This is a genomic window from Phytoactinopolyspora alkaliphila, assembly GCF_010550695.1.
Classification (GTDB): Bacteria; Actinomycetota; Actinomycetes; order Jiangellales; family Jiangellaceae; genus Phytoactinopolyspora; species Phytoactinopolyspora alkaliphila.
The window spans coordinates 330,035-352,196 of the sequence record NZ_JAAGOB010000003.1 but is presented as its reverse complement, the minus strand read 5'-3'; the positions used below and the strand labels follow the sequence as shown (position 1 = coordinate 352,196).

Below are 22,162 nucleotides of genomic sequence, written 5' to 3'. Positions count from 1 at the left end.
CACCACTCCGGTGGTACGACGCACATCGTGTCCTCTGCGCCGTCCGGACCTACTTCTAGGGCTTGAGTTCACCGCACCAGACGATGACAGTGATCAACTTCGGTAGAGTGTGGCCGCGTGACGGTCACCCGCCTGCTTCTCGCCTCGACATCACCCGCGCGCCTCGCCTCTCTGCGCTCAGCCGGCATCGAGCCCGTGGTGCATCCGCCCGGCGTGGACGAAGAAAAGGTGCTGGCTGAGGCGACAGCCAGGTTCGGCTCCATCAGTGCGGAGGATGCCGCGCTCACCCTGGCCAGGGCGAAGTCCGAGGCGATCAGCGCCACGACCTCCGGCGACTTCCTGGTGCTCGGCTGCGACTCCGTGCTCGAGATCGACGGAGCCATCCACGGCAAACCCGCCGGCGCGGCCGAGGCGACGGCGCGATGGCAGGCCATGCGCGGAAGTTCAGGTGTCCTGCACACAGGTCACTGGCTGGTGGACGTCCGCTCGGCAGCTATGGGCGGCACCGGCGGCGCGATCGGATCCACCGCATCCACGCGGGTCCATTTCGCCGACCTCACCGACGCCGAGATCGACGCCTATGTCGCTACCGGCGAGCCGCTGCGAGTGGCCGGTGCGTTCACCATCGACGGCCTGGGCGGCCCGTTCGTCTCCGGCGTGGAGGGCGACCCGCACAACGTCATCGGACTTTCCCTGCCCCTGCTGCGCAACCTTCTGGCCGACCTCGGAGTGCCGATCACCGAACTCTGGCGCCGATGACGGGCAGGCCCGCCCCACCCGGCCATTCTTCCCACGGCAATCTTCACGACCGCGCCCACCCGGCCATTCTTCACACGACACGCTCCACGACCCACCCCAACAACCCGCAGCGCCACGACGGATCTCGGCGTGCCGCCGGCCACCTTCCCCGGGCACAGCCACCGCCACCGCCGGCCACCCCCCGAGCACAGCCACCGCCACCGCTACCGCCACCGGTCACCGCCACCTTCCCCGGGCACAGCCACCGCCACCGCCGGCCACCCCCCGGGGCACATCCACCTCACCGAGCACGGCCAAAGTCAAACCGGCGGCACTCCGTGCCGGCGGTCGGAAAACCTGCGGTCCTTGTGCACGGCGGCGGCGAGCCTGGCCACGAGCTGGTCGCGCACTTGCTCCGGTTCGACGATAGCGTCGATGACGAGGTCCGAGGCGAGCCGCAGGATGTCGATGTCCGCCTCGTACTCCTGGCGCAGACCGGCGACGTACTCCGCCCGCTCGGCCTCGTCCTCGATCGCGGCGATCTTGTTGAAGTACACCGCGTTGATCGCCGCTTCGGGGCCCATCACCGCGATCTTGGCCGTGGGCAGGGCAAGGCAGGCGTCCGGCCCGAACCCGGGTCCGCACATGGCGTACAGACCGGCGCCGTATGCCTTGCGGATGATCAGCGACACGGTCGGCACGGTCGCTTCGGAGACGGCGGTGATCATCTTGGCGCCGTGGCGGATGATGCCCTGTTTCTCCACCTCGGAGCCGATCATGAATCCGGGCACGTCAGCGAGGTACACGAGCGGAACGTTGAACGCGTCGCACAGCCAGATGAACCGAGCTGCTTTGTCGGCCGAGTCAACGAAGAGCACGCCGCCCTTGACGGCGGGCTGATTGGCGACGACGCCCACGACTTGCCCCTCGAGCAGCCCGAACCCGGTCACCAGCTCGGCCGCGAACAACGGCTTGACCTCGAAGAAGGAGTCCTCGTCCAGGATCGCGTCGATGACGTCGTGGATGTCGTAGCCCAAGCCCTCGTCGGCCGGAACCAGATCACGTCCGAACGTGCGTGAGGGCGCGGCGCTCGTGTAGACGGGCGGGGCCGAGCGCCACGTGGACGGAAGGTAAGAGAAGAATGCCTTCGCCTGGTCGATGGCGTCGGCGTCGTCGACGGCGAGGTTGTCCCCGCAACCAGAGACGGTGGCGTGCATCCGTGCACCGCCCATCTCCTCCAGCGTGACCCGCTCCCCCACCACCATCTCCGCCATCCGCGGCGAGCCGAGGTACATGGAGGCGTTGCCCTCGACCATGACGACGATGTCGCAGAACGACGGGATGTACGCCCCGCCAGCGGCGCTGGGGCCAAACAGGCAGCAGATCTGCGGCACCTTCCCGGACAGCGCCACCTGGTTGTGGAAGATCCGCCCGGCCCCGCGCCGGCCGGGGAACAGCTCCACCTGGTCGGTGATCCGCGCACCGGCCGAGTCGATGAACCAGAACACCGGCAATTCGTCACGCAGGGCGAGCTCGGTGACCCGGACGATCTTCTCGACCGTCCGCGCGCCCCACGACCCGGCCTTCACGGTGGGATCATTGGCGACGACGAGCGCGGGGCGCCCGTCCACCAGGCCGCGCCCAGTGACCACGCCGTCGGCGGGTAGTCCTGACGCCATCGCGTTGGCGAGCTGACTGTCCTCGACGAACGTGCCCTCGTCGAACAGTAGGTTCAGCCGGTCCCGGACGTACAGCTTGCCCTGGGCCTTGAGCTTTGCCGCTCCGGCGTCCGAGGGGCGCAGCGTCGCCTCGCGGGCCGCTCCGACGTCGGCGAAATGGTCTTCACCCATGTCCGTCCTCACTCGACCGGCAGGCCCAACCCGCGAGCGATGAGCATCCGCTGAATCTCACTGGTGCCTTCGCCGATCTCCAGGATCTTCGCGTCACGGTAGAAGCGTGCCACGGGATACTCCTCCATGAAGCCGTATCCGCCGTGTACCTGGGTGGCGATGCGCGTGGCGGTGACGGCCGACTCCGTGGCGTAGAGCTTGGCGATGGCCGCAGCCTTCTTCACCGCGTCACGCGGCGCGCCGGCGTCACGCAGTGCGGCCGCCTTGTAGGTGAGCAGCCGCGCGGCCTCGGCCATCACCTGGATGTCGGCCACCTGGAACGCGACACCCTGCTTGCTGCCGATAGGTACCCCGAAGGCAGTGCGCTCGTTGGCGTAGGTGACTGACGCGTCCAGCATCGCCTGGATGCACCCGACCGCTAGGGCGGCGATGGCGATCCGGCCGTCGTCGAGCGTAGCCAGGAACTGCGCGAAACCCTGACCTCGGGTGCCGAGCAGATGGTCGGCCGGGACTCTGGCCCCAGAGAACGTCAGCGGATGAGTGTCGGAGGCATGCCAGCCCAGCTTGTTATAGGCAGGTTCGACGGTGAAGCCAGGGGTTCCGGAAGGGACGATGATCGTGGAGACCTCGGGCCGCTGCGCAGTGCCTTCGCCGGTGCGCGCTGTCACGGTCACGCACGAGGTGATCTCGGTGCCGGAGTTGGTGATGAACTGCTTGGAGCCGTCGATGACCCACTCATCACCGTCGAGGACGGCGCGTGTGGAGGTAGCTCCGGCATCCGAACCGGACCCCGGCTCCGTCAGGCCGAACCCGGCCAGCGCGCGGCCGGCCACCAGGTCCGGCAGCCACCGCTGTTTCTGGTGATCGTCGCCGTAGGTGAGGATCGGGTTGATGCCGAGTCCGACGGCTGCCTCCAGGGTGATCCCCAGGGACTGGTCCACCCGGCCGATCTCCTCGATCGCCACGCACAGGCTGGTGAGATCGCCGCCGGACCCGCCGTACTCCTCCGGAGCGGTGAGTCCGAACACGCCCAGTTCGCCCATGGCCCGGACCACGTCCACCGGAAAGTGGTGGTCACGATCCCACCGTTCCGCGTGCGGCGCGATCTCGGCACTGGCGAAATCCCTGACCACGGCGCGGAACGACTCGTGTTCCGCGGAGAGCTCGAACGCCATTGTTCTCCTGCCCTTCCAGACTGACCATGCTGTCGCCTGACGGTGCTGCCGTCCTACCACGGGGTCGTCCATGGTGAGCGACCCTTCTACCGTAGTCACCACCGTCTCACGGTTGATCGATGTGGTGTTGTCGCGATGGTGAGAAGAATCCCACTCGGGGTGGTGCTGACCGCTGACGCCCGAGTGGTGCTCACCAGGCACACTCCGGCGTGCTTTCAGGCTGTGCGCCAAACCAGACACATGGACACTAGACTCCCCTACCAGTCGGAGGAGGAGCAGCCAGGTGAGCGTCGGCAACCGTCGGATCAGCAAGGTACTCGTCGCCAATCGCGGCGAGATCGCGGTGCGGATCGTGCGCGCCTGCCGGGACGCGGGCATCGGCAGTGTCGCCGTGTACGCGGACTCCGACCGCGACGCCCCGCACGCGCGGATGGCCGGGGAGGCCTACGCCCTCGGCGGTGACACGAGCGCAGATACATATCTGGCGATAGGCAAGCTGCTCGACGTCGCGGCGCGGTCCGGAGCCGACGCCGTGCATCCCGGCTACGGCTTCCTGGCTGAGAACGCGGCGTTCGCCCAGGCGGTGATCGACGCCGGGCTGATCTGGATCGGCCCGTCGCCGGACGCCATCATGGCGCTTGGCGACAAGGTCAGCGCTCGCCACATCGCCCAGCGCGCTGGTGCGCCCCTGGTGGCGGGGACGGCCGAACCCGTCACCGGCGCCGACGAGGTCGTCGCCTTCGCGGAGGAGCACGGCGTGCCGGTCGCCATCAAGGCCGCCTTTGGTGGTGGCGGGCGCGGCCTCAAGGTGGCCCGCACCCTCGAAGAGATACCGGAGCTCTACGAGTCCGCCGTCCGCGAAGCCGTGGCGGCGTTCGGGCGCGGTGAGTGCTTCGTCGAGCGTTACCTGGATCGGCCACGCCACGTCGAGACTCAGTGCCTGGCCGACCAGCACGGCGGTGTAGCAGTGATCTCCACGCGCGACTGCTCGCTGCAACGACGGCACCAGAAGCTGGTCGAAGAGGCACCCGCACCGTTCCTCAGCGAGGAACAGAACGCCCAGCTCTACCAGGCGTCCAAGGCGATCCTGCGCGAAGCCGGGTACACCGGGGCGGGCACCTGCGAGTTCCTCGTCGGGGCCGACGGCACCATCTCCTTCCTCGAGGTCAACACCCGCCTGCAGGTCGAGCACCCGGTGACCGAGGAAGTCACGGGCATCGACCTGGTCCGGGAGATGTTCCGCATCGCCGAGGGCGAGGAACTCGGGTACGGCGACCCCCCGGTGCGCGGGCACTCCATCGAGTTCCGGATCAACGGCGAGGACCCGGGCCGCAACTTCCTCCCCACGCCTGGCCCGGTCACCACGTTCCGCCCGCCGGCGGGCCCGGGCGTGCGCCTCGACAGCGGCGTGGAGCAGGGCAGCGTCATCGGGCAGAACTTCGACTCCCTGCTGGCCAAGCTGATCGTCACCGGCGCTACCCGCGAGCAGGCGATCGAGCGCGCCCGCCGGGCGCTGGCCGAGTTCGACGTGGAGGGACTGGCCACCGTCATCCCGTTCCACCGCGCGGTGCTGGACGAACCGGCGTTCGTGCCTGCCGAGTCGGGCAAGCCGTTCCAGGTGCACACCCGGTGGATCGAGACCGAGTGGGACAACACCGTCGAGGCATACACGGGTAGTCCCGGGGGGAGCGGGTCCGACGGCGCGGAGCGCGAGCGGGTGACCGTCGAGGTGGGCGGCAAACGCCTCGAGGTGGTCCTGCCCGCCGGGCTGGGCGCTTCCGGCGCCTCGGCCGGGGCTGCTCGCAAGCCCGTGCGACGAGGCTCGGCCCATGCCGGCGCGCCCGCAGCCGGGGGCGACGCACTCGTCTCGCCGATGCAAGGCACCATCATCAAGGTGATCGCCGAAGAAGGCCAGCAGGTCAATGAGGGTGACGTCGTCGTCGTGCTGGAGGCGATGAAGATGGAGCAGCCGCTCACGGCCCACAAGGCGGGCGTCGTCGCCGATCTCACCGCCGCCGTCGGCGCCACCGTCTCGAACGGTGCCGTGATCTGCCGTATCGCCGACCGCCCGGATCGCTGACCTGTGGGGATGACGTAGCGGCCGGCCGGCGTTCTTCCCTTGTCAAGAAGATCGACCCATACGCGAGGAGCACATCCTGATGCCCGCATTGAGCGACCATGCCCGTGAACTGTTCTCCCGTCCGCTTCTGGGCTGGGCGACGGTGCTGCGTCCCGACGGCACACCGCACAACTCTGTCGTCTGGCTGGACGTCGACGGCGACGACATCCTCCTCAACACCGCGATCGACCGGGCCAAGGAGCGCTATCTCCGGGAGAACCAGTCCATCTCGGTGAGTGTCTTGGACCCCGACGACAACTTCAGCTGGGCCAGCGTCACAGGTACCGCGTCCTTGAGCACCGAGGACGGCAATGACGTGATCGACCGCCTGGCACGGAAGTACACCGGCGAGAACTACCAATGGCACAAGCCGCACGAGACCCGCATCACCATCCGGGTGAAGGTGGACCGCGTGAACGAGCAGTCCGGGCGCTGACTTCCGGCGCTCTACCGTGGCCATCAACGACACGCCCCTTGTGAGCACCACAGATCGTTGATGATCACGGCCACCCCAGGCTGGCGCCGGATCGGCTCACGTTGGATGATGGGGTTATGTCGAACGCATGGGATGACGCAGCACAGGCATTGAGAGACTCGTGCCTCTATGTCCATCCCGACGCGGAGGCCGAGCTGGAGGACGCCGGGATACCGTTCACCGACGCCGAACAAGCCGACGCGCTCGAACAGCTCCGCGACGCATCGACGCCGATCTGGGTCGCGGTGTTGCCCGCTGCCGCCGGTGCCAATCCGTCCCTCGCTGCGTTCCCCCGGGCGGTCGGTTCAGACGGCACCTACATCGCGGTCTTGCCGAATCTCAGCGTCAACGCGGACTCGACACTCCTTGACGGCGTTCAGCCCACGGTGGTCTCGGCCTCCCGGATCTCGAACGACCTTCCTGAGTTCATCGAGAACGCGATCAGCGGAGTAGAAGGGCTCGCCGAGACCCAAACCGATGGCCAAGGCGGGGGTACCGGCCCGCGCGGTGGCGGGGGCGGAATTCTGCCGCTGGCCATCCTCCTGGCCGCGGGCGGCGGCGGATTTCTCCTGTACCGGCGGAACAAGCTCAACCGGGAGCGCGCCGAACTGGAGCAGGTCCGCGGTGTCCTCGACGAGGACATCACCGCCTACGGCGAACGGCTCTCGGCGCTGGACCTGGACGTGCGAGAAGACTCCAAAGTGCCGATCGAGGCGCGCCGCGAGTACGGCCGCGCACTCGATCTCTACGAGAACGCCAAGCTCTACGCGGACCGGGCGGAGAAGCCCGCGGACCTCAAGCCGGTCACCCACGCGCTGGAGGAGGGCCGCTGGCTCCTTGGCTGTGTCGGCGCCCGGATGTCCGGAGAGCCGCTGCCGGAGCGGCGGATGCCATGTTTCTTCGATCCCAGCCACGGCCCGTCGGTGGAGGACGTCCAATGGGCGCCGCAGGGCGGTGTGCCTCGGGGCGTACCGGCCTGCGCCGCGGACGCGTACCGGGTCAAACAGGGTCTGGATCCCGAATCCCGGCTGGTGACCACAGCCGATGGTGAGCGTCGGCCGTACTGGGACGCCGGACCCGCGTACGGTGCTTGGGCCGCCGGATACTACGGCGCCGTCCTGCCCGCGATGATGGTCGGCACCATGCTCGGCACCACCATGGCCGCACCCCTCGCGTACGGGGCCGGAGCAGGTGACGCGGCCGGCGGCGGAGACTTCGGCGGCGGCTTCGAAGGCGGCGGTGGGGACTTCGGCGGCGGGTTCGAAGGTGGCGGCGACTTCGGCGGCGGCTTCGACTTCTAAGCCCGCCCCCCGGGCGGTGGCCGGTACGCACATCGCCACGCCAGTCCTCGTGGGTTGTGTGAAGAACTACCCATCGGCGAGATCCGGGGTTGCGCCATTCTTTCGATGATGAGTCCAGGGTGTTCTCCCTAGTGTCTCTCGGCAAGGAGACCGAGGAGTCCACCATGACGACCGTTGAGAACACCCCGACAACACCCGCCGCCACCGACATGATCGGTGACTTGCGTGACGCCGTCGCCGGCGAGGTGATCACCCCCGAAGACACCAGGTACGACGAGGCTCGCCGAGTCTGGAACGGCGTCATAGATCGGCACCCCGCCGTGATCGTGCGCTGCATCAACACCGACGATGTCGCCGCTGCCGTGCGGATCGCGGGCGTCTACCGTCCTGAGATCAGTGTGCGAGGCGGTGGTCACCAGGTCGCGGGGAGCGCAGTGTGCGACGACGGACTCGTGATCGATCTATCCCTCATGAACAGCGTCACCGTCGACCCCGCCGCGTGTACCGCGAGGGTCGAGGGAGGCGCCCGGTGGGCCGACGTGGACCGTGCCACCCAGGCACACGGCCTGGTGACCACCGGCGGCGAGGTGTCCATCACCGGCGTCGCGGGGCTTACCCTCGGTGGCGGCATGGGCCAGTTGCAGCGAGCTTACGGCCTGGCCTGCGACAACGTCATCTCTATGGAGATCGTCACCGCGGACGGGGAGTTGCGAGACGTCAGCGCGACGGAGAACCCGGACCTGTTCTGGGCAGCCAAGGGTGCTGGACGTGGGCTGGGCGTCGTCACGTCGTTCACGTTCGGGCTCCGCCCGTTCGGACCGGACGCCGCCATCACACAGGTGATCTACCCGTATGAGGAAGCCGAGTCGGTGCTGCGGAAGTGGCGCGACGCCGTACATAGCGCGCCAGAGACGGTCAGTCCCGAGGCAGGACTCTGGTCGATCCCGCCGGACCCGTCGATTCCGGCGGAGCTGCACGGGATCAAGATGTGCCTCGCCGCGGCGCTCTATGCGGGTGATCCGGCGGACTCCGCCGCGGCTCTGGCTCCATACAGCCAGTTGGGAACGCCGATGATCGACCAGAGCGGCATCGTGCCCTACGTCGAGGTGCAGAGCGCGCTCGATCCGATGGTGCCCGACGGCCGTCGTTACTATTTCAAATCGCACTTCATGAACGAGCTCTCCGACGAAGCCATCGCCACATTCATCGCGTTCGACCAGAAGCGGCCGACGCCGCTGGCACTGACGATCATCCGCACCCTCGGCGGCGCCATCGACCGGGTGTCCCCGGACGAGAGCGCGTACCCGCATCGGGGTGCCCGATTCAACTTCAGCATCGACTGCATATGGGACGACCCCGCGGACGACGAGCGTGTTGTGACCTGGGCCCGCGAGTTCTTCCAGGCGATGCGGCCCTTCGCCACGGGCGGCGTGTACATGAACTTCGCCGGGTTCGAGGGCGAGAACGACGTGCCGCGCGAGGCTACCCACGGACGAGACGCCCGTGTGGAGCAGGTTCTTCGCACCTACGACCCGACCGGACTGTTCGCCTCAGCAGCCGCCCGCGTGTAGCCGGGAGTTGGGGGTTTGGTGGAAGATTCTTTCAGCGGTGGAAGGTCTTGTACGCCCTGGGCTACACAACCCTCCACCGCTGAAAGACCATTCCACCGTTCAGCAGGGGCGATCACCGGGATTACCGGGATCACCGGATGAGGCGGTGCTGGAAGGCGTACGCGGCCGCCTCGGTTCGAGACGACACATTGATCTTGGTAAAGATATTCGACAGGTGCCGCGCCACCGTCTTCTCGCTCAGTACCAGCGACGTGGCGATCTGCCGGTTGGATTTCCCACGGGCGGCGAGCCCGAGGACCTCTGCCTCTCGCGCGGTGAGTCCGTCCGGTAGGGCAGCCCCGCCCTTCCGTATGCTCAGCGCCCGCGTGTCCAGGACTGCGCCGAGCCGGACGAACGTCGCTTCGGCGACTCGTCGTTCAGCCTCCGCGGCGTCGGTGTCTCCGAGCTCGTCGTAGACCTGCGCCAGGACAGCGCGGACCCGGGCACATTCATACGGCGCGTCGAGCTCCCGCCATCGACGGCAGGCATCGCGCAGGATCGGGAGCGCCTCTGCGGCTCCGCCGTCCTTCAGCGCCACCAGGCCATGCACGAAAAAGGCCAAGGCGAGCAGGCCTGAACTGCCGTAGGCGGAGGCTATCTCCGTGAGTTCGGCGTCGGCCTTGCATGCGGTATCGACGTCGTCGGCGGCGAGAGCGATCTCGACCTGAGCAGCGCACAGCCGAGCCCGGACTGGCCGGTTCAACGTCTCGGCGATCAGCGCGGAGCGAATCGACGAAGCGGCCGCCTCGACCCGTCCCTCGGCCAGATGCAGGAGCGCCAACCCCGGTTGTGGGTCTCGGCCCAGTTCATGTGAACGGCTGTATGCCTCGTGAGCGCCGGCGAAGTCTCCCCGGAGTCGCCGGAGATCACCCACCTGGTAGTGGGCTTCCGCCGCGGTGCCCACCGCCATGTGCTCGACGTCGGTGCAGACTCGCAGCGCCTCGACTTCCGCCTCCTCCCATGCCCCGGAGCTCTGCAAGACCTGCGAGCGATGTACCCGGCAGATCCCCGCGAACAGCACTGCGGCCGAGAACGAATCGACCCATTGCACTGCTGCCTCGGTCCACTCGCGCGCCCGCCGCACATCGGCGACCTCATAACACGCGCTCATCAGGTTGCAATAGACGTTTCCGACCCAATCCGGGGATAGTCCATCGCGCAACGACGACGTCATCGCTTCGTCGAGCGCCGCCATACCGGCGGCGACCTTCCCCTGCCGGATCAGGCCGCGGCCACGGCCGGTCAGCCCGAGAGCGACGAGAGTCGGCTCGTCGTGGCGGACCCCGGCCTCGATCACGGCCTGGGCGGCCGCAAGGACGCTGTCGAGGTCCGGGCCGTCCAAGGCGAACTCGACGTCCCGGGCGTACACGAGGAACGCCTGCTCAGGACAGTCGGTCTCGTGGGCCAGCAGTCTGACGGCTCGGCCCAGCCAACCGGACGCTGCCGATACGTCTCCGCGCAGCGCCAGGTAATAGGCCAGATTCAGTGCCTCCATCGCGGCCGGCCGCGGGTGGTGTTCGTCGATATATCGTCTGTAGGCGCGCGAGCTGACGCCGAGTGATTCGTCGATGTGGCCCAGCCACCAGGACGCGTCCGCGAACGCGTGCAGGTCGTCAGCGTCCAGCTCAGCGAGCCCCTCCGCGGCGGTGAACAGCTCTTCCGCGCGTCGCCACTCCCGGCGTCGGTAAGCCTCTCGTGCCTCTGGCAGGACTTCGGTCACTGGCGCCCCCTGGCTTCCCCCCACCGAAACCCCAGTATCCCGTATGGGCTCACGAGGTCCCGGTGTCGAGAATTATTGCACCGGAGCCAGAAGAGTCAACGGGACAACCGGACGTCAGTGCAGATGAAGCTGGCGGGCCGCCTCGGCCACGGAACCAGACAACGAGGGGTACACGGTGAATGCCCGCGCGAGCTGGTCGACGGTGACGGATGCCTCGACGGCCAGCGAGATCGGGTGGATCAGCTCGCTCGCGCGGGGAGCGACGACGACGCCGCCCACGACGATGCCGGTGCCGGGCCGGCAGAACAGCTTGATGAAGCCGTCGTGGATACCCTGCATCTTCGCCCGCGCGTTCGTGGCGAGGGGCAGTTTGACAGTGCGGGCGTCGATCTCGCCGGCCTCGACCGCGGCGCTGCTCCACCCGACCGTGGCGATCTCTGGCGAGGTGAAGACGTTCGCTGCCACTGTCTTCAGATCCAGCGGGCGTACGGCGTCGCCCAGCGCATGCCACATGGCGGTGCGGCCTTGCATCGCGGCCACCGAAGCGAGCATCAGCACACCGGTGCAGTCTCCGGCGGCGTAGACACCGCGGGCGGATGTGCGGGAAACGCGGTCGACGGTGACGAAGCCGCCGTCGTCCACCGCGATCCCGCAGTCCTGCAGGCCGAGATCCTCTGTGTTCGGCACCGAGCCGACGGCCATCAGGCAATGTGATCCCTCGACCGTGCGTCCGTCGGACAGGGTCACTACGACACCGTCGCCGTCCCGCTTCACCGATGCCGCCCGCGACTTGGACATGACCGTGAGGCCGCGACGGGCGAAGACGTCCTGGAGCACCAGTGCGGCGTCCGCATCCTCACCGGGCAGCACACGGTCGCGGGAGGAGACGAGCACGACGTCGGAGCCGAGCGCGTTGTACGCGCTGGCGAACTCCGCGCCGGTGACGCCCGATCCGACGACGACGAGCCGTTCAGGTAGCTCGTCGAGATCGTAGACCTGTTCCCAGGTCAGGATCCGCTCACCGTCGGGCTGGGCGTCGGGCAGTATCCGCGGCCGCGCACCGGTGGCGATCAGAGCGACGTCGGAGACGAACTCGTCCGTCCCGCCGTCGTGAAGATCGACGACGACCCGGTCCCCCGGGGCCAGCCGACCGGTCCCGCGCACGATCCGCACGCCCGCGCGCTCCACGCTGGCGGTCGTGTCGGCCGACTGCGCCAGCGCCAGCTTGCGCACCCTGCCGTTGACGCGGGCCAGGTCCACCCCGACGTCGTCGCCGATCGCGATACCGAGCTCTCCGGACTCACCGGCCTCGGTGGCCACCTCGGCCGTGGCGATGAGCGTCTTGCTGGGGACACAGTCGGTGAGCACCGTCGAGCCGCCCACCCCGTCCCGGTCGACGAGGGTCACCTCCGCGCCCAGCTGCGCGGCCACCAGGGCCGCCTCATATCCGCCCGGACCGCCACCAAGAATCACCACACGTGTCACGCCCGCCATTGTCCCGCATGGTGGCCACCCGGGGCACGGCGGCCGTTTGCTGAGCGCGGCCAGCCCGTTGCTCAGCGTGGCTGGCGCATTACAGGGGCGCAGCCTGCACAGGGTGAGATCTCGGTGTGCATCCCGGCCGCTCATAGCAGCCTCGTGTCAACAGCCGTGTGAACCTTGACCGCTCTACGCCATACCCGGACAACCGCGCGACGAGCCGTGTGAGGGAGGGCCGCCGTTCGCCGTCCAGATCAACACGGCTGATCCCACGCCGGCTGTGAAGATCCTTGTGTGAAGAACAGCCGGTGAAGTCTCGTACCGAGCAGACGTGAAGATTGCTGTGTGCGTCTTGGCCGGCGCCGGTGCGGAAACCGAGCCGATCAGAGAACATCGACGCGTCTCCTGACCCCATTTTGTCGTCCTGACGCCCTTCCATCGCGCCATGGAGCCAGATCCGGGACTAAGGCACGACTGCAAGTAGTCAGGACGAGCAAAAGGCGTCACGACGCGACGCCCGACGACGACCCGACGCCACACGACGGCCCGACGCAGGCGTAGCGCACGGCCGGGCTCCCGCCCGCCTGCCTTGGCCGGTCTCACATCACGGCACCCAGCTGCCAGGGGGCGAACTCCTCGTCTCCGAAGCCCAGAATCTCGCTGGCGGTCTGCTCACCCGAGGCGGTCGCGACGATGCGGTCGAAGATCGTCTGGCCGGCCTCCTGGACGCTTGCCTCGCCGTCGGCGATGACACCACAGTTGATGTCCATGTCTTCGGACATGCGCCGGTACATCTCGGAGTTGGTGGCGAGTTTGAGGCTCGGTACCGGTTTGCACCCGTAGACCGAGCCGCGACCGGTGGTGAAGCAGACGACGTTGGCGCCTCCGGCCACCATGCCGGTCACGGAGACGGGGTCGTATCCGGGGGTGTCCATGAAGACGAGGCCCTTGGCGGTGATCGGCTCGGCGAACAGCCGCACGTCGGTGAGCGGGGTGGTGCCGGACTTGGCGACCGCGCCGAGGGACTTCTCCAGAATGGTGCTGATGCCGCCGTCTTTGTTGCCCGGCGACGGGTTGTTGTCCAGGCTGCCGCCGTGTTTAGCGGTGTAGTCGCGCCACCAGGCGATCCGTTCCAGGAGCCGGGCGGCGACGTCGTCGTCGATCGCTCGTTCGGCGAGCAGGTGCTCGGCGCCGTAGATCTCCGGAGTCTCGCCGAGCACGGCGGTGCCGCCGCGGGCAACGAGCAGGTCGGCCGCCACACCGAGCGCCGGGTTGGCGGTGATGCCGGAGTAGCCGTCGGATCCGCCGCATTCCAGACCGAGGATGAGCTCCGACACCGGCACGGGTTGCCGCTCGACATCCATCTTCTCCAGCAGCACGCCGACGCCTTCGACGCCGGCCCGGACCGCGGCGGCGGTGCCGCCCGCGTCCTGGATGGTCATGCTGGTGATGGCTGTGTTCGTGGGGAGTTCCAGTTCAGCGATCTGATTGACCTCGCAGCCGAGCCCGACGACGACCAGGCCGCCGAAGTTCGGATGCCTGGCGTATCCGGACAAGGTCCGCCGCAGGAGCTCCAGGCCCTCGCCGTCGGAGGCGAGGCCGCAGCCGGTCTGGTGGGTGATGGCGACGACGCCGTCAACACTGGGATGGGCCGCGAGCATCCCGGAGGCCCGGACCCTCTCGGCGACGAGCTTCGCCACGGTGGCCGAACAGTTGACCGAGGTGATGATGCCGACGTAGTTGCGGGTGGCGATCCGGCCGTCGGGCCGGACGATGCCCTGGAAGGTCTCGGGTTCGACGGGATCGGGGGCGGCCACCCCACCGGTGGTGATCCGGGCGTCGTCAGTGTCGGCGAAGCCGACGTTGTGCACGTGGACGTGCTCCCCCGCGGCGATGGGCCGGGTGGCGTACCCAATCACCTGGCCGTACTTGGTGACTGGGGCACCTTGGGCAACGGCGACGACGGCGAACTTGTGGCCAGGGGGGACGGCCTCCCGGGCTGCGAGAGCGGCGTCGTCGTCGCCCAGGGAGAGCGGCGCACCCGGTGGTAAGCCGTCGAGCGTCACCGCCACGGAGTCGTCCGGCCGGAGCTTGAGCACTCGCCCGCCAGCGGTCATACCCACTCCTTCGCACGTTCGGGGTCAGCACCGGCCGCTACGATGAGAAACCGGTTCCCCGTCTAGCTTACTCCCCATCGCGACGACGAGTGCCACGCCCGGGCCAGGGCGTGCACGGTGGCGCGATCGGCCACGCCATCGGTGCGCAGGCCGAGCTCGCGCTGGAACGACGTCAGGGCGCGGGTGGCCCGCGGGTGCCAGCGGCCGGTCGCATACCGTGCTTCGAGCCGGCCGATCTCGACGAGAATGCGCTGCACCGACGCCGGGTCGGCGTCCACCTCCGGAATCCGGACCAGCAAGCGGTCCAGCCGGAACCGCACCCGCCGGGCGGCCCATGCGGCGCGGGCGGACAGCACATCGGTGAGACGACGCGGCCGGCTCGTGGCGGCGCGTCGCTCACCCGGGATGACAGCGGTGGCGTGGATGGCCATGACGTCCTCCTCGATCAGTCGTGGACATCCACTACTCTGCGTGAATACGGCGGCGTTAGCGTCTGCCCACGGGTGTATTCGCCTGCGCCGGCCGTCACCCCACGGGCTGACCTCTCCGCGCGCGGCCGCAGGACCGCGGAATGAGCGACCCTGAGGAGGCCTCGGGGCTGTCCCCGAGCGCGATACAGTCACCCGGTGGACGAGAACGTGACTCTCGCAGCCGACCCTCAGGCCGCTGCGGATCAGGCAGCGCGCCATATCGCCGAAGCCACCGGAATCGAGCGGCACGACGTCGCCCTCGTCCTGGGCTCCGGCTGGGGCGGAGCCGCGGAACTGATCGGCGAGACGGTGGCCGAGCTCCCCAGCGCCGACGTCCCCGGTTTCAGCCGGCCGGCCGTGGCCGGTCATGTCGGCACCATCCGGTCCATCCGGATCGGCGACACCGGCCGGCACGCGCTCGTTCTCGGCGCCCGCACTCACCTGTACGAAGGCCGCGGGGTGCGGGCCGTCGTCCACGGCGTCCGGACGGCTGCGGCTGCCGGGGTCTCCACGCTGGTGCTGACGAACGGCTGCGGCGGCCTGCGTCTGGAGTGGCCTCCTGGCACACCGGTCCTGATCAGCGACCACATCAACCTGACCGCCACGTCCCCGCTCGAGGGCGCCACGTTCGTGGACCTCACCGACCTGTACTCGTCGCGCCTACGCGCGGTGGCCCGCGAGGTGGACGCCGGGTTGCCCGAAGGCGTCTACGTCCAGTTTCCCGGCCCGCACTACGAGACGCCCGCAGAGATCCAGTTCGCGAAACGTGGCGGTGGCGACCTGGTCGGCATGTCCACAGCGCTGGAGGCGATCGCCGCGAGGGAGGCCGGTGTCGAGGTGCTCGGGATCTCCCTGGTGACCAATCTCGCCGCCGGCATCAGCCCACAGCCCCTCAGCCACGCCGAGGTACTCGAGGCCGGCCGTGCCGCCGCGCCCCGGATCGGATCGCTGCTCGCCGCGATTGTCGCCCGCCTCCCCTAACCACCCCTCTATCCCGGCGCATGCCAGGGTTTGTGGCTCCACAAATCGGACATTTCGACCTCGACAGCGACCACAAACCCTGGCATGCCGGGATTCGCCCTGGGGCTACGAGATAGGTTGCATCCACGCACCGATCCGAGGAGGCCGCCGATGAACGACGTGCTGTACGAGGCCCACTCATGGCTTGCCGATGACCCCGATCCCGTGACGAGAGCCGAACTGAGCGCCCTGCTCAAGGCCGCCACCGACGGCGACTCCGACGCGATGGCCGACCTCGGGGACAGATTCGCTGGTTTCCTGTCCTTCGGCACCGCCGGCCTGCGGGGCGCGCTCGGAGCCGGCCCGAACCGGATGAACCGTTCGGTGGTCATCCGCGCCGCCGCCGGCCTGTCCGAGTACCTGCGTTCCATGCGCGAGCCTGTACACGGAGAGCGGCACCGGGTGGTGGTCGGATACGACGCACGGCACGGATCCCGCACTTTCGCGCTCGACACAGCCGCGGTATTGACGGCCGCGGGTGTCGAGGTGCTGCTCCTGCCGCGCGAGCTTCCGACACCGGTCCTCGCCTTCGCCCTCCGGCGCCTCGACGCCGACGCGGGCGTGATGGTCACCGCCAGCCACAATCCACCCCAGGACAACGGCTACAAGGTCTACCTCGGCGGGCCTGACGCCGGAGCGCAGATCGTCGCCCCCATCGACGCCGAGATCGCCTCCTACATCCACGATGTCCACTACACGTCCCGGGTGCCGCGCGCCGAGGACGGCTGGACGGTGATCGGAGAGGATGTCGTCGACGCCTACATCGACGCCGCCGCGCGCGTCGCGACGCCGGGCTCCGGCCCCGGTCGCGCCGCCTCGGCTCAGCCCGATTCGCCTCGCTCGGGCTCGGGCCGAGTCGTCTCAGATCGGCAGGAATCCGTGGCCGACGAGCGGATCGCCGCGCTGCGCGAACGTATCGACGCCGCACGCGAACGGCTCGCCCAGCTCGGCTCGCCGGCCCGGAACCTGCGGATCGTGCTCACGTCGTTGCACGGCGTCGGTGGAAGCACATGCGTCGAGGCGCTGGCCAGAGCCGGTTTCACCGACGTCCGACCGGTTCCGGAGCAGGCCGAGCCGGATCCGGACTTCCCGACGGTCGCCTTCCCCAACCCCGAGGAACCCGGCGCCATCGATCTCGCGCTCACTCTGGGGACGCAGGCCGGGGCCGACGTCGTACTCGCCAACGATCCGGACGCCGACCGTCTGGCCGTGGCCATACCGGGCACCACGCCGGCCACTGACCCGTCCCCTTCGCCCGCGTCCACCTCCGCCGGGAGTCCGTGGCGCATGCTTCACGGCGACGAAGTGGGAGCACTGCTGGGCGCGCACCTCGCCGGCAAGACCGGCTCGGGTGTCTTCGTGAACTCCATCGTCTCGTCTCGGCTGCTCGGGCGGATCGCGGCGGCGCACGGAATCGACCACGTCGAGACGCTCACCGGCTTCAAGTGGATCTCCCGGGTTCCGGGCCTCACGTACGGCTACGAGGAAGCGCTGGGATACGTCGTCGACCCGGAATCGGTGAGAGACAAGGACGGCATCTCCGCGGCGGTGCTGTTCGCCGAATTGGCCGCCGAGACGAAGGCGGCCGGCCGCACGCTCGGCGATGTGCTCGATGATCTCGCCCGGCAGCATGGCCTGCACGTTACCGACCAGCTGTCCGTACGAGTCGGCGACGTGAGGCTCATCACCGACGCCATGCGCAGGCTGCGCCGGCACCCGCCGGCCGAGTTCGGCGGCGCCGCGGTGGCGGCGGCCCAGGATCTGCACACCGGCGCCTACGGCCTGCCGCCCACGGACGGCCTGCGCTACTACCTGGACAACGGCTCGCGGGTCATCATCCGGCCGAGCGGGACCGAACCGAAGCTGAAGTGCTACCTCGAAGCGGTGGAGGACGTGGTGAACGACGACGTCGACGCGGCCCGTAGCGTCGCCCGGCAACGCCTCGCCGCCCTCCGCGACGGCATATCCGCCGTCCTCGCTCTCTAGCCAGCTGCCCCAAATGATCATGTAAACCATGTTTTCTCGTGCGATACCAGGCCTGCAGGCATGGTGAAGCACGAGAAGGCATGGTTTACATGATCATTTAGGCCGCGGTAGCGGAGAGCCAGTGGCCGCGGAGCATCGTTCCCCAGGCGCTGAAGCCCGGGTCGAAGACGGCCAGATCGGCATCCATGCCGACCGCGATGGTCCCCTTGCGCGCGCCCACGCCCGCCACATCGGCGGCCCGGCTGGTGGCCATCGCGACCACCTCGGTCACCGGCCAGCCGAGATCGGTGCACAGGTGCTCCAGCATCTGCGCCACGGTGGTGGTGCTTCCCCCGAACGCGTCGGCTCCAATGACGACGCCGACCCCGTCGCCCACTTCGCAGCGCACGGTGCCGAGATCGTAACGGTAGCCGCTGGGCATCCCCGTCCCTTCGGTACCGTCGGAGACGACGATCAGCCGCTCTCCCAGGCATCGGCGGGCGATCTCGAGCAGCTCGGCCGGTAGATGCCGCCCGTCCGCGATCACCTCAGCGGTCAGCGAATTCGACGCGAGCGACGCCTCCAGCAGGCCCGGCACGCGCCACGGCCCTTTCCTGGTGACGCTCGATTGGCCGCTCCACAAATGTGTGATGTGACTCAGGCCCGCCGAAGCGGCCTCGGCGAGCTCGGCGGGAGAAGACTCGCTGTGCCCAGCCGCGACCACGACGCCGGCTTCCGCGAACCGCCGGACGGCCTCGACCGCACCGGGAAGCTCCGGCGCCAGGGTGATCATCGCGATGCTCCCGCTGTGCTCAAGTAGGGCGGCGACGTCGTCCGACGACGGTGCCCGCAGCACCGCGGGATCATGCGCGCCGCATTGCGCGCGGGTCAGGAACGGACCCTCGAGGTGGACACCGAGCAGTTCCGCACCGTCGGAAGCGTCGCGGTGGACCCGGCCACCAGCGGCGATCGCGTCCAGCCGGGCAGCCAGCTCGTCCACCTCGGCGGAGACCAGGCTCGCCTGGATGGACGTGACACCGGCGCGAGCGAAGCGGCGCAGCAGTTCGGGAACGGCGTCGGAGCCTCCCGGCTGGTTCGAGCGGTCGAAGGACATGCCCCAGCCACCGTGGACGTGGAGGTCGATCAGGCCAGGCGTGATCAGCCGGCCGCCGACGTCCACGACCCGCGTGCCGCTCTCCTGCCGGTCCGCGACGGCGTGGCCGACCTGGGCGCTATCAGCGTCACCGTCCGCGATATCGGTGGACGTGCGTGGCCGCACCGCGGTGATCCGCCGCTCTTCGACCACCACCGCGAGACCGTCACGGATACCCTGCGGCAGTACCATCGGCCCCCCGGTCACCACCACACGTTCGGCGTCGTCACGCTCTCCCACGTCGTCCCTCCGCAATCGTCGTCCTGAGTCTCGGGGCGGCGTCCGCCCGCCGTACAGCCTCGCATGCGGACGGTTCCGACCCTGGCGGTGCCAGCGCCCAGTGCCCTGCGTGGGGAGTCTGTTGCCGGATCTGTCATCCAGGTGGATGCATCGCAAGGCGGAGGAGGAGTTCGATGTGGAACCATCGAGCGACGACGACAACGCAGCAAGGCGCCGCATGGGCGGCAGAGACGGTGACAAAGGAGTTCTCACGCAGGGCACTAGACTCGGACTCGTGACTGTGCTCAATGAGGCGCACCTGGCCGACGTGACGTCGTCACAGGCGTCGCTGCGCCAGTTCCTGCTCGGCCTGCCCAGCGTCGATCAGGTAGGCGCGGAAGCACGGGCGGCCACGCTGGCCAGCCGTTCCATCAAAACCACGGCCAAGCAGTTCGCCATCGACCTGGCCATCTCCATGATCGACCTCACCACGCTCGAGGGCCAGGACACCCCCGGCAAGGTCCGCGCGTTGTGCGCCAAGGCGCAGCGTCCCGATCCGTCCGACCCCAGCGTCCCCCGGGTCGCCGCCATCTGCGTCTACCCGGACCTGGTGAGCACCGCCGAAGCAGCCCTGCGCGGGAGCGGCGTCAAGGTGGCCAGCGTCGCCACCGGCTTCCCGTCCGGACGTACCACGCTGGAGGTCAAACAGGCCGACACACGTGCCGCGGTGGCCGCCGGCGCCGACGAGGTCGACATGGTCATCGATCGCGGAGCGTTTCTCGCCGGCCGGTACGCGCAGGTCTTCGAGGAGATCAGCACGGTCAAGCAAGCCTGCGGCAGCGCCCACCTGAAGGTCATCCTGGAGACGGGCGAACTCGCCACTTACGACAATGTCCGCCGCGCCTCGTGGCTGGCGATGCTGGCCGGCGCCGACTTCATCAAGACCAGCACCGGCAAGGTATCGCCGGCGGCGACCCTGCCGGTCACCCTGATCATGCTCGAGGCGGTCCGCGACTTCCTCGACATCACCGGGCGCCAGGTGGGCGTCAAGCCGGCCGGCGGCATCCGGACCACCAAGGACGCCATCAAGTACCTGGTGCTGGTCAACGAGACAGCGGGCGCCGCCTGGCTGAGCCCGGACTGGTTCCGGATCGGGGCGTCGAGCCTGCTCAACGACCTGCTCATGCAGCGGCAGAAGATGACCACCGGCCGCTACGCCGGCCCCGACTACTTCACCCTGGACTGATCACGATGGTGACGTTCGAGTATGCGCCGGCGCCCGAGTCGCGGGCCGTCGTCGACATCAAGAGCTCGTATGGGCTGTTCATCGGCGGCGAGTTCACCGATCCGGCGGACGGCGCGTCGTTCAAGTCGATCAACCCGGCCAACGAAGAAGTACTCGCCGACATCGCGCAGGCCGGCGTGACGGACGTCGATCGAGCCGTCGCCGCCGCCCGCAAGGCGTTCAGCCAGACCTGGTCGAAGATGTCCGGCCGGGATCGCGGCAAGTACCTGTTCCGGATCGCACGGATCATCCAGGAACGCGCCCGAGAGCTCGCGGTGCTGGAGTCCATCGACAACGGCAAGCCGATCCGCGAGTCACGTGACGTGGACATCCCGCTGGTGGCGGCACACTTCTTCTACTACGCGGGGTGGGCCGACAAGCTGGAGTACGCCGGATACGGCGTCGACCCGCGGCCGCACGGCGTGGCGGGCCAGATCATCCCGTGGAACTTCCCCATGCTGATGCTCGCCTGGAAGATCGCGCCGGCGCTGGCCACCGGGAACACGGTGGTCCTGAAGCCGGCCGAGACCACGCCGTTGACGGCGCTGCTGTTCGCCGAGATCTGCCAGCAGGCCGACCTGCCGCCCGGCGTGGTGAACATCCTCACCGGCGCCGGGGAGACCGGCCGGCTGCTGGTCGAGCACCCGGACGTGGACAAGGTGGCCTTCACCGGCTCCACCGAGGTCGGCAAGGCGATCGCCCGCAGCGTCGCCGGGACGTCGAAGAAGGCCACGCTGGAGCTCGGCGGCAAGGCGGCCAATATCGTCTTCGACGACGCACCTCTCGACCAAGCCGTCGAGGGCATCGTCAACGGCATCTTCTTCAACCAGGGGCATGTGTGCTGTGCTGGTTCGCGGCTTCTTGTGCAGGAGTCGGTGTACGACGACGTCCTGGCCCGGCTCAAGCGGCGCCTCGCCACTCTGCGCGTCGGCGACCCGCTGGACAAGAACACCGATGTCGGCGCGATCAACTCCGCGGAACAGCTGACCCGCATCCGGGAGCTCTCCGAGGTGGGCGAGGCCGAGGGCGCCGAGCGCTGGTCTCCGGAGTGCGTTCTCCCCGAGCGAGGGTTCTGGTTCGCGCCCACGGTCTTCACCGGGGTGAGCCAGGCACACCGGATCGCCCGGGAGGAGATCTTCGGCCCGGTCCTGTCGGTGCTCACGTTCCGCACTCCGGCCGAGGCGGTGGAGAAGGCCAACAACACCCCGTACGGCCTGTCGGCCGGTGTGTGGACGGACAAGGGGTCGCGGATCCTATGGATGTCTCAGCAGCTGCGTGCCGGTGTGGTTTGGGCGAACACCTTCAATAAGTTCGACCCGACGTCACCGTTCGGCGGGTACAAGGAGTCCGGTTACGGGCGCGAGGGCGGCCGGCATGGGCTAGGAGCGTATCTGGTGCCGAGCGAGCGGAGTGGCCGGTGACGCGAGGAACGAGCGGTGCCGTCCGCGAAACGAGCGAGCACCAGA

Annotated in this window: 16 protein-coding genes; 9 read left to right on the top strand and 7 right to left on the bottom strand. The window is 68.7% G+C overall.

Annotated elements, in window-relative coordinates; all coding sequences use genetic code 11:
• Positions 1–117: 117 nt before the first annotated feature.
• Positions 118–759, top strand: coding sequence for a Maf family nucleotide pyrophosphatase (locus tag G1H11_RS07610; protein WP_163817616.1), 642 nt, complete (start codon positions 118–120; stop codon positions 757–759).
• Positions 760–1,058: 299 nt separating this feature from the next.
• On the opposite strand, the gene G1H11_RS07605 is transcribed toward G1H11_RS07610, so the two are convergent.
• Both G1H11_RS07605 and G1H11_RS07600 read right to left on the bottom strand, forming a co-directional pair.
• Positions 1,059–2,588 carry an acyl-CoA carboxylase subunit beta gene (locus tag G1H11_RS07605; RefSeq protein WP_163817614.1) on the bottom strand — a complete coding sequence of 510 codons (1,530 nt, stop codon included), beginning with the start codon at positions 2,586–2,588 and terminating at the stop codon, positions 1,059–1,061.
• 8 nt (positions 2,589–2,596) lie between these two features.
• Positions 2,597–3,763 carry an acyl-CoA dehydrogenase family protein gene (locus tag G1H11_RS07600; RefSeq protein WP_163817921.1) on the bottom strand — a complete coding sequence of 389 codons (1,167 nt, stop codon included), beginning with the start codon at positions 3,761–3,763 and terminating at the stop codon, positions 2,597–2,599.
• Positions 3,764–4,067: 304 nt separating this feature from the next.
• On the opposite strand from G1H11_RS07600, the gene G1H11_RS07595 reads away from it, so the two are divergent.
• The 4 genes from G1H11_RS07595 (at position 4,068) to G1H11_RS07580 (ending at position 9,229) form a co-directional block, all read left to right on the top strand.
• Positions 4,068–5,843, top strand: a complete 1,776-nt coding sequence (locus G1H11_RS07595; RefSeq protein ID WP_163817919.1) for an ATP-binding protein — start codon at positions 4,068–4,070, stop codon at positions 5,841–5,843.
• A gap of 79 nt (positions 5,844–5,922) precedes the next feature.
• Positions 5,923–6,318, top strand: a complete 396-nt coding sequence (locus G1H11_RS07590; protein ID WP_163817612.1) for a PPOX class F420-dependent oxidoreductase — start codon at positions 5,923–5,925, stop codon at positions 6,316–6,318.
• 116 nt (positions 6,319–6,434) lie between these two features.
• Entirely contained in the window at positions 6,435–7,658 is a 1,224-nt protein-coding gene (locus G1H11_RS07585) for a hypothetical protein (protein WP_163817610.1), read from the top strand.
• A gap of 164 nt (positions 7,659–7,822) precedes the next feature.
• Positions 7,823–9,229, top strand: a complete 1,407-nt coding sequence (locus G1H11_RS07580) for an FAD-binding oxidoreductase (protein ID WP_163817608.1) — start codon at positions 7,823–7,825, stop codon at positions 9,227–9,229.
• Positions 9,230–9,359: 130 nt separating this feature from the next.
• Here the strand turns inward: G1H11_RS07580 and G1H11_RS26940 are convergent, their stop codons facing one another.
• The 4 genes from G1H11_RS26940 to G1H11_RS07560 all read right to left on the bottom strand — a co-directional run bounded on the left by G1H11_RS26940 (position 9,360) and on the right by G1H11_RS07560 (position 15,015).
• Complete coding sequence (locus G1H11_RS26940; protein ID WP_343074823.1) at positions 9,360–10,988, bottom strand: LuxR C-terminal-related transcriptional regulator; 1,629 nt, start codon at positions 10,986–10,988, stop codon at positions 9,360–9,362.
• Between the two features lie 114 nt (positions 10,989–11,102).
• Positions 11,103–12,482 (bottom strand): NAD(P)H-quinone dehydrogenase, encoded by a 1,380-nt coding sequence (locus G1H11_RS07570; RefSeq protein ID WP_163817606.1) that lies wholly within the window; start codon positions 12,480–12,482, stop codon positions 11,103–11,105.
• A 584-nt stretch (positions 12,483–13,066) separates the two neighbouring features.
• Positions 13,067–14,584 carry a UxaA family hydrolase gene (locus tag G1H11_RS07565; RefSeq protein ID WP_163817603.1) on the bottom strand — a complete coding sequence of 506 codons (1,518 nt, stop codon included), beginning with the start codon at positions 14,582–14,584 and terminating at the stop codon, positions 13,067–13,069.
• 62 nt (positions 14,585–14,646) lie between these two features.
• Positions 14,647–15,015, bottom strand: a complete 369-nt coding sequence (locus G1H11_RS07560; protein ID WP_163817601.1) for a peptidoglycan-binding domain-containing protein — start codon at positions 15,013–15,015, stop codon at positions 14,647–14,649.
• A gap of 195 nt (positions 15,016–15,210) precedes the next feature.
• On the opposite strand from G1H11_RS07560, the gene G1H11_RS07555 reads away from it, so the two are divergent.
• Positions 15,211–16,035, top strand: coding sequence for a purine-nucleoside phosphorylase (locus tag G1H11_RS07555; protein WP_163817599.1), 825 nt, complete (start codon positions 15,211–15,213; stop codon positions 16,033–16,035).
• 150 nt (positions 16,036–16,185) lie between these two features.
• On the top strand, positions 16,186–18,060 hold the full coding sequence (locus G1H11_RS25165) for a phospho-sugar mutase (protein ID WP_163817597.1): 1,875 nt from the start codon (positions 16,186–16,188) through the stop codon (positions 18,058–18,060).
• Between the two features lie 97 nt (positions 18,061–18,157).
• On the opposite strand, the gene G1H11_RS07545 is transcribed toward G1H11_RS25165, so the two are convergent.
• Positions 18,158–19,432: an amidohydrolase family protein gene (locus G1H11_RS07545; protein ID WP_163817595.1), complete on the bottom strand. Its 1,275-nt coding sequence runs from the start codon at positions 19,430–19,432 to the stop codon at positions 18,158–18,160.
• Between the two features lie 274 nt (positions 19,433–19,706).
• Between G1H11_RS07545 and deoC the strand changes: the two genes are divergently transcribed.
• Complete coding sequence (gene deoC, locus G1H11_RS07540; protein ID WP_216843543.1) at positions 19,707–20,657, top strand: deoxyribose-phosphate aldolase; 951 nt, start codon at positions 19,707–19,709, stop codon at positions 20,655–20,657.
• Positions 20,658–20,662: 5 nt separating this feature from the next.
• A complete protein-coding gene (locus tag G1H11_RS07535) occupies positions 20,663–22,117 on the top strand; it encodes an aldehyde dehydrogenase family protein (protein ID WP_163817593.1) in 1,455 nt (484 codons plus the stop codon).
• The last annotated feature ends 45 nt before the right edge of the window (positions 22,118–22,162 follow it).

What these genes read in the sequence shown, in the direction of transcription:
- G1H11_RS07605 (WP_163817614.1), bottom strand. Translation starts at nt 2,588, where the DNA reads ATGGGTGAAGACCATTTCGCCGACGTCGGAGCGGCCCGCGAGGCGACG.
- G1H11_RS07600 (WP_163817921.1), bottom strand. Translation starts at nt 3,763, where the DNA reads ATGGCGTTCGAGCTCTCCGCGGAACACGAGTCGTTCCGCGCCGTGGTC.
- G1H11_RS07590 (WP_163817612.1), top strand. Translation starts at nt 5,923, where the DNA reads ATGCCCGCATTGAGCGACCATGCCCGTGAACTGTTCTCCCGTCCGCTT.
- G1H11_RS07585 (WP_163817610.1), top strand. Translation starts at nt 6,435, where the DNA reads ATGTCGAACGCATGGGATGACGCAGCACAGGCATTGAGAGACTCGTGC.
- G1H11_RS07580 (WP_163817608.1), top strand. Translation starts at nt 7,823, where the DNA reads ATGACGACCGTTGAGAACACCCCGACAACACCCGCCGCCACCGACATG.
- G1H11_RS07570 (WP_163817606.1), bottom strand. Translation starts at nt 12,482, where the DNA reads ATGGCGGGCGTGACACGTGTGGTGATTCTTGGTGGCGGTCCGGGCGGA.
- G1H11_RS07565 (WP_163817603.1), bottom strand. Translation starts at nt 14,584, where the DNA reads ATGACCGCTGGCGGGCGAGTGCTCAAGCTCCGGCCGGACGACTCCGTG.
- G1H11_RS07560 (WP_163817601.1), bottom strand. Translation starts at nt 15,015, where the DNA reads ATGGCCATCCACGCCACCGCTGTCATCCCGGGTGAGCGACGCGCCGCC.
- G1H11_RS25165 (WP_163817597.1), top strand. Translation starts at nt 16,186, where the DNA reads ATGAACGACGTGCTGTACGAGGCCCACTCATGGCTTGCCGATGACCCC.
- G1H11_RS07535 (WP_163817593.1), top strand. Translation starts at nt 20,663, where the DNA reads ATGGTGACGTTCGAGTATGCGCCGGCGCCCGAGTCGCGGGCCGTCGTC.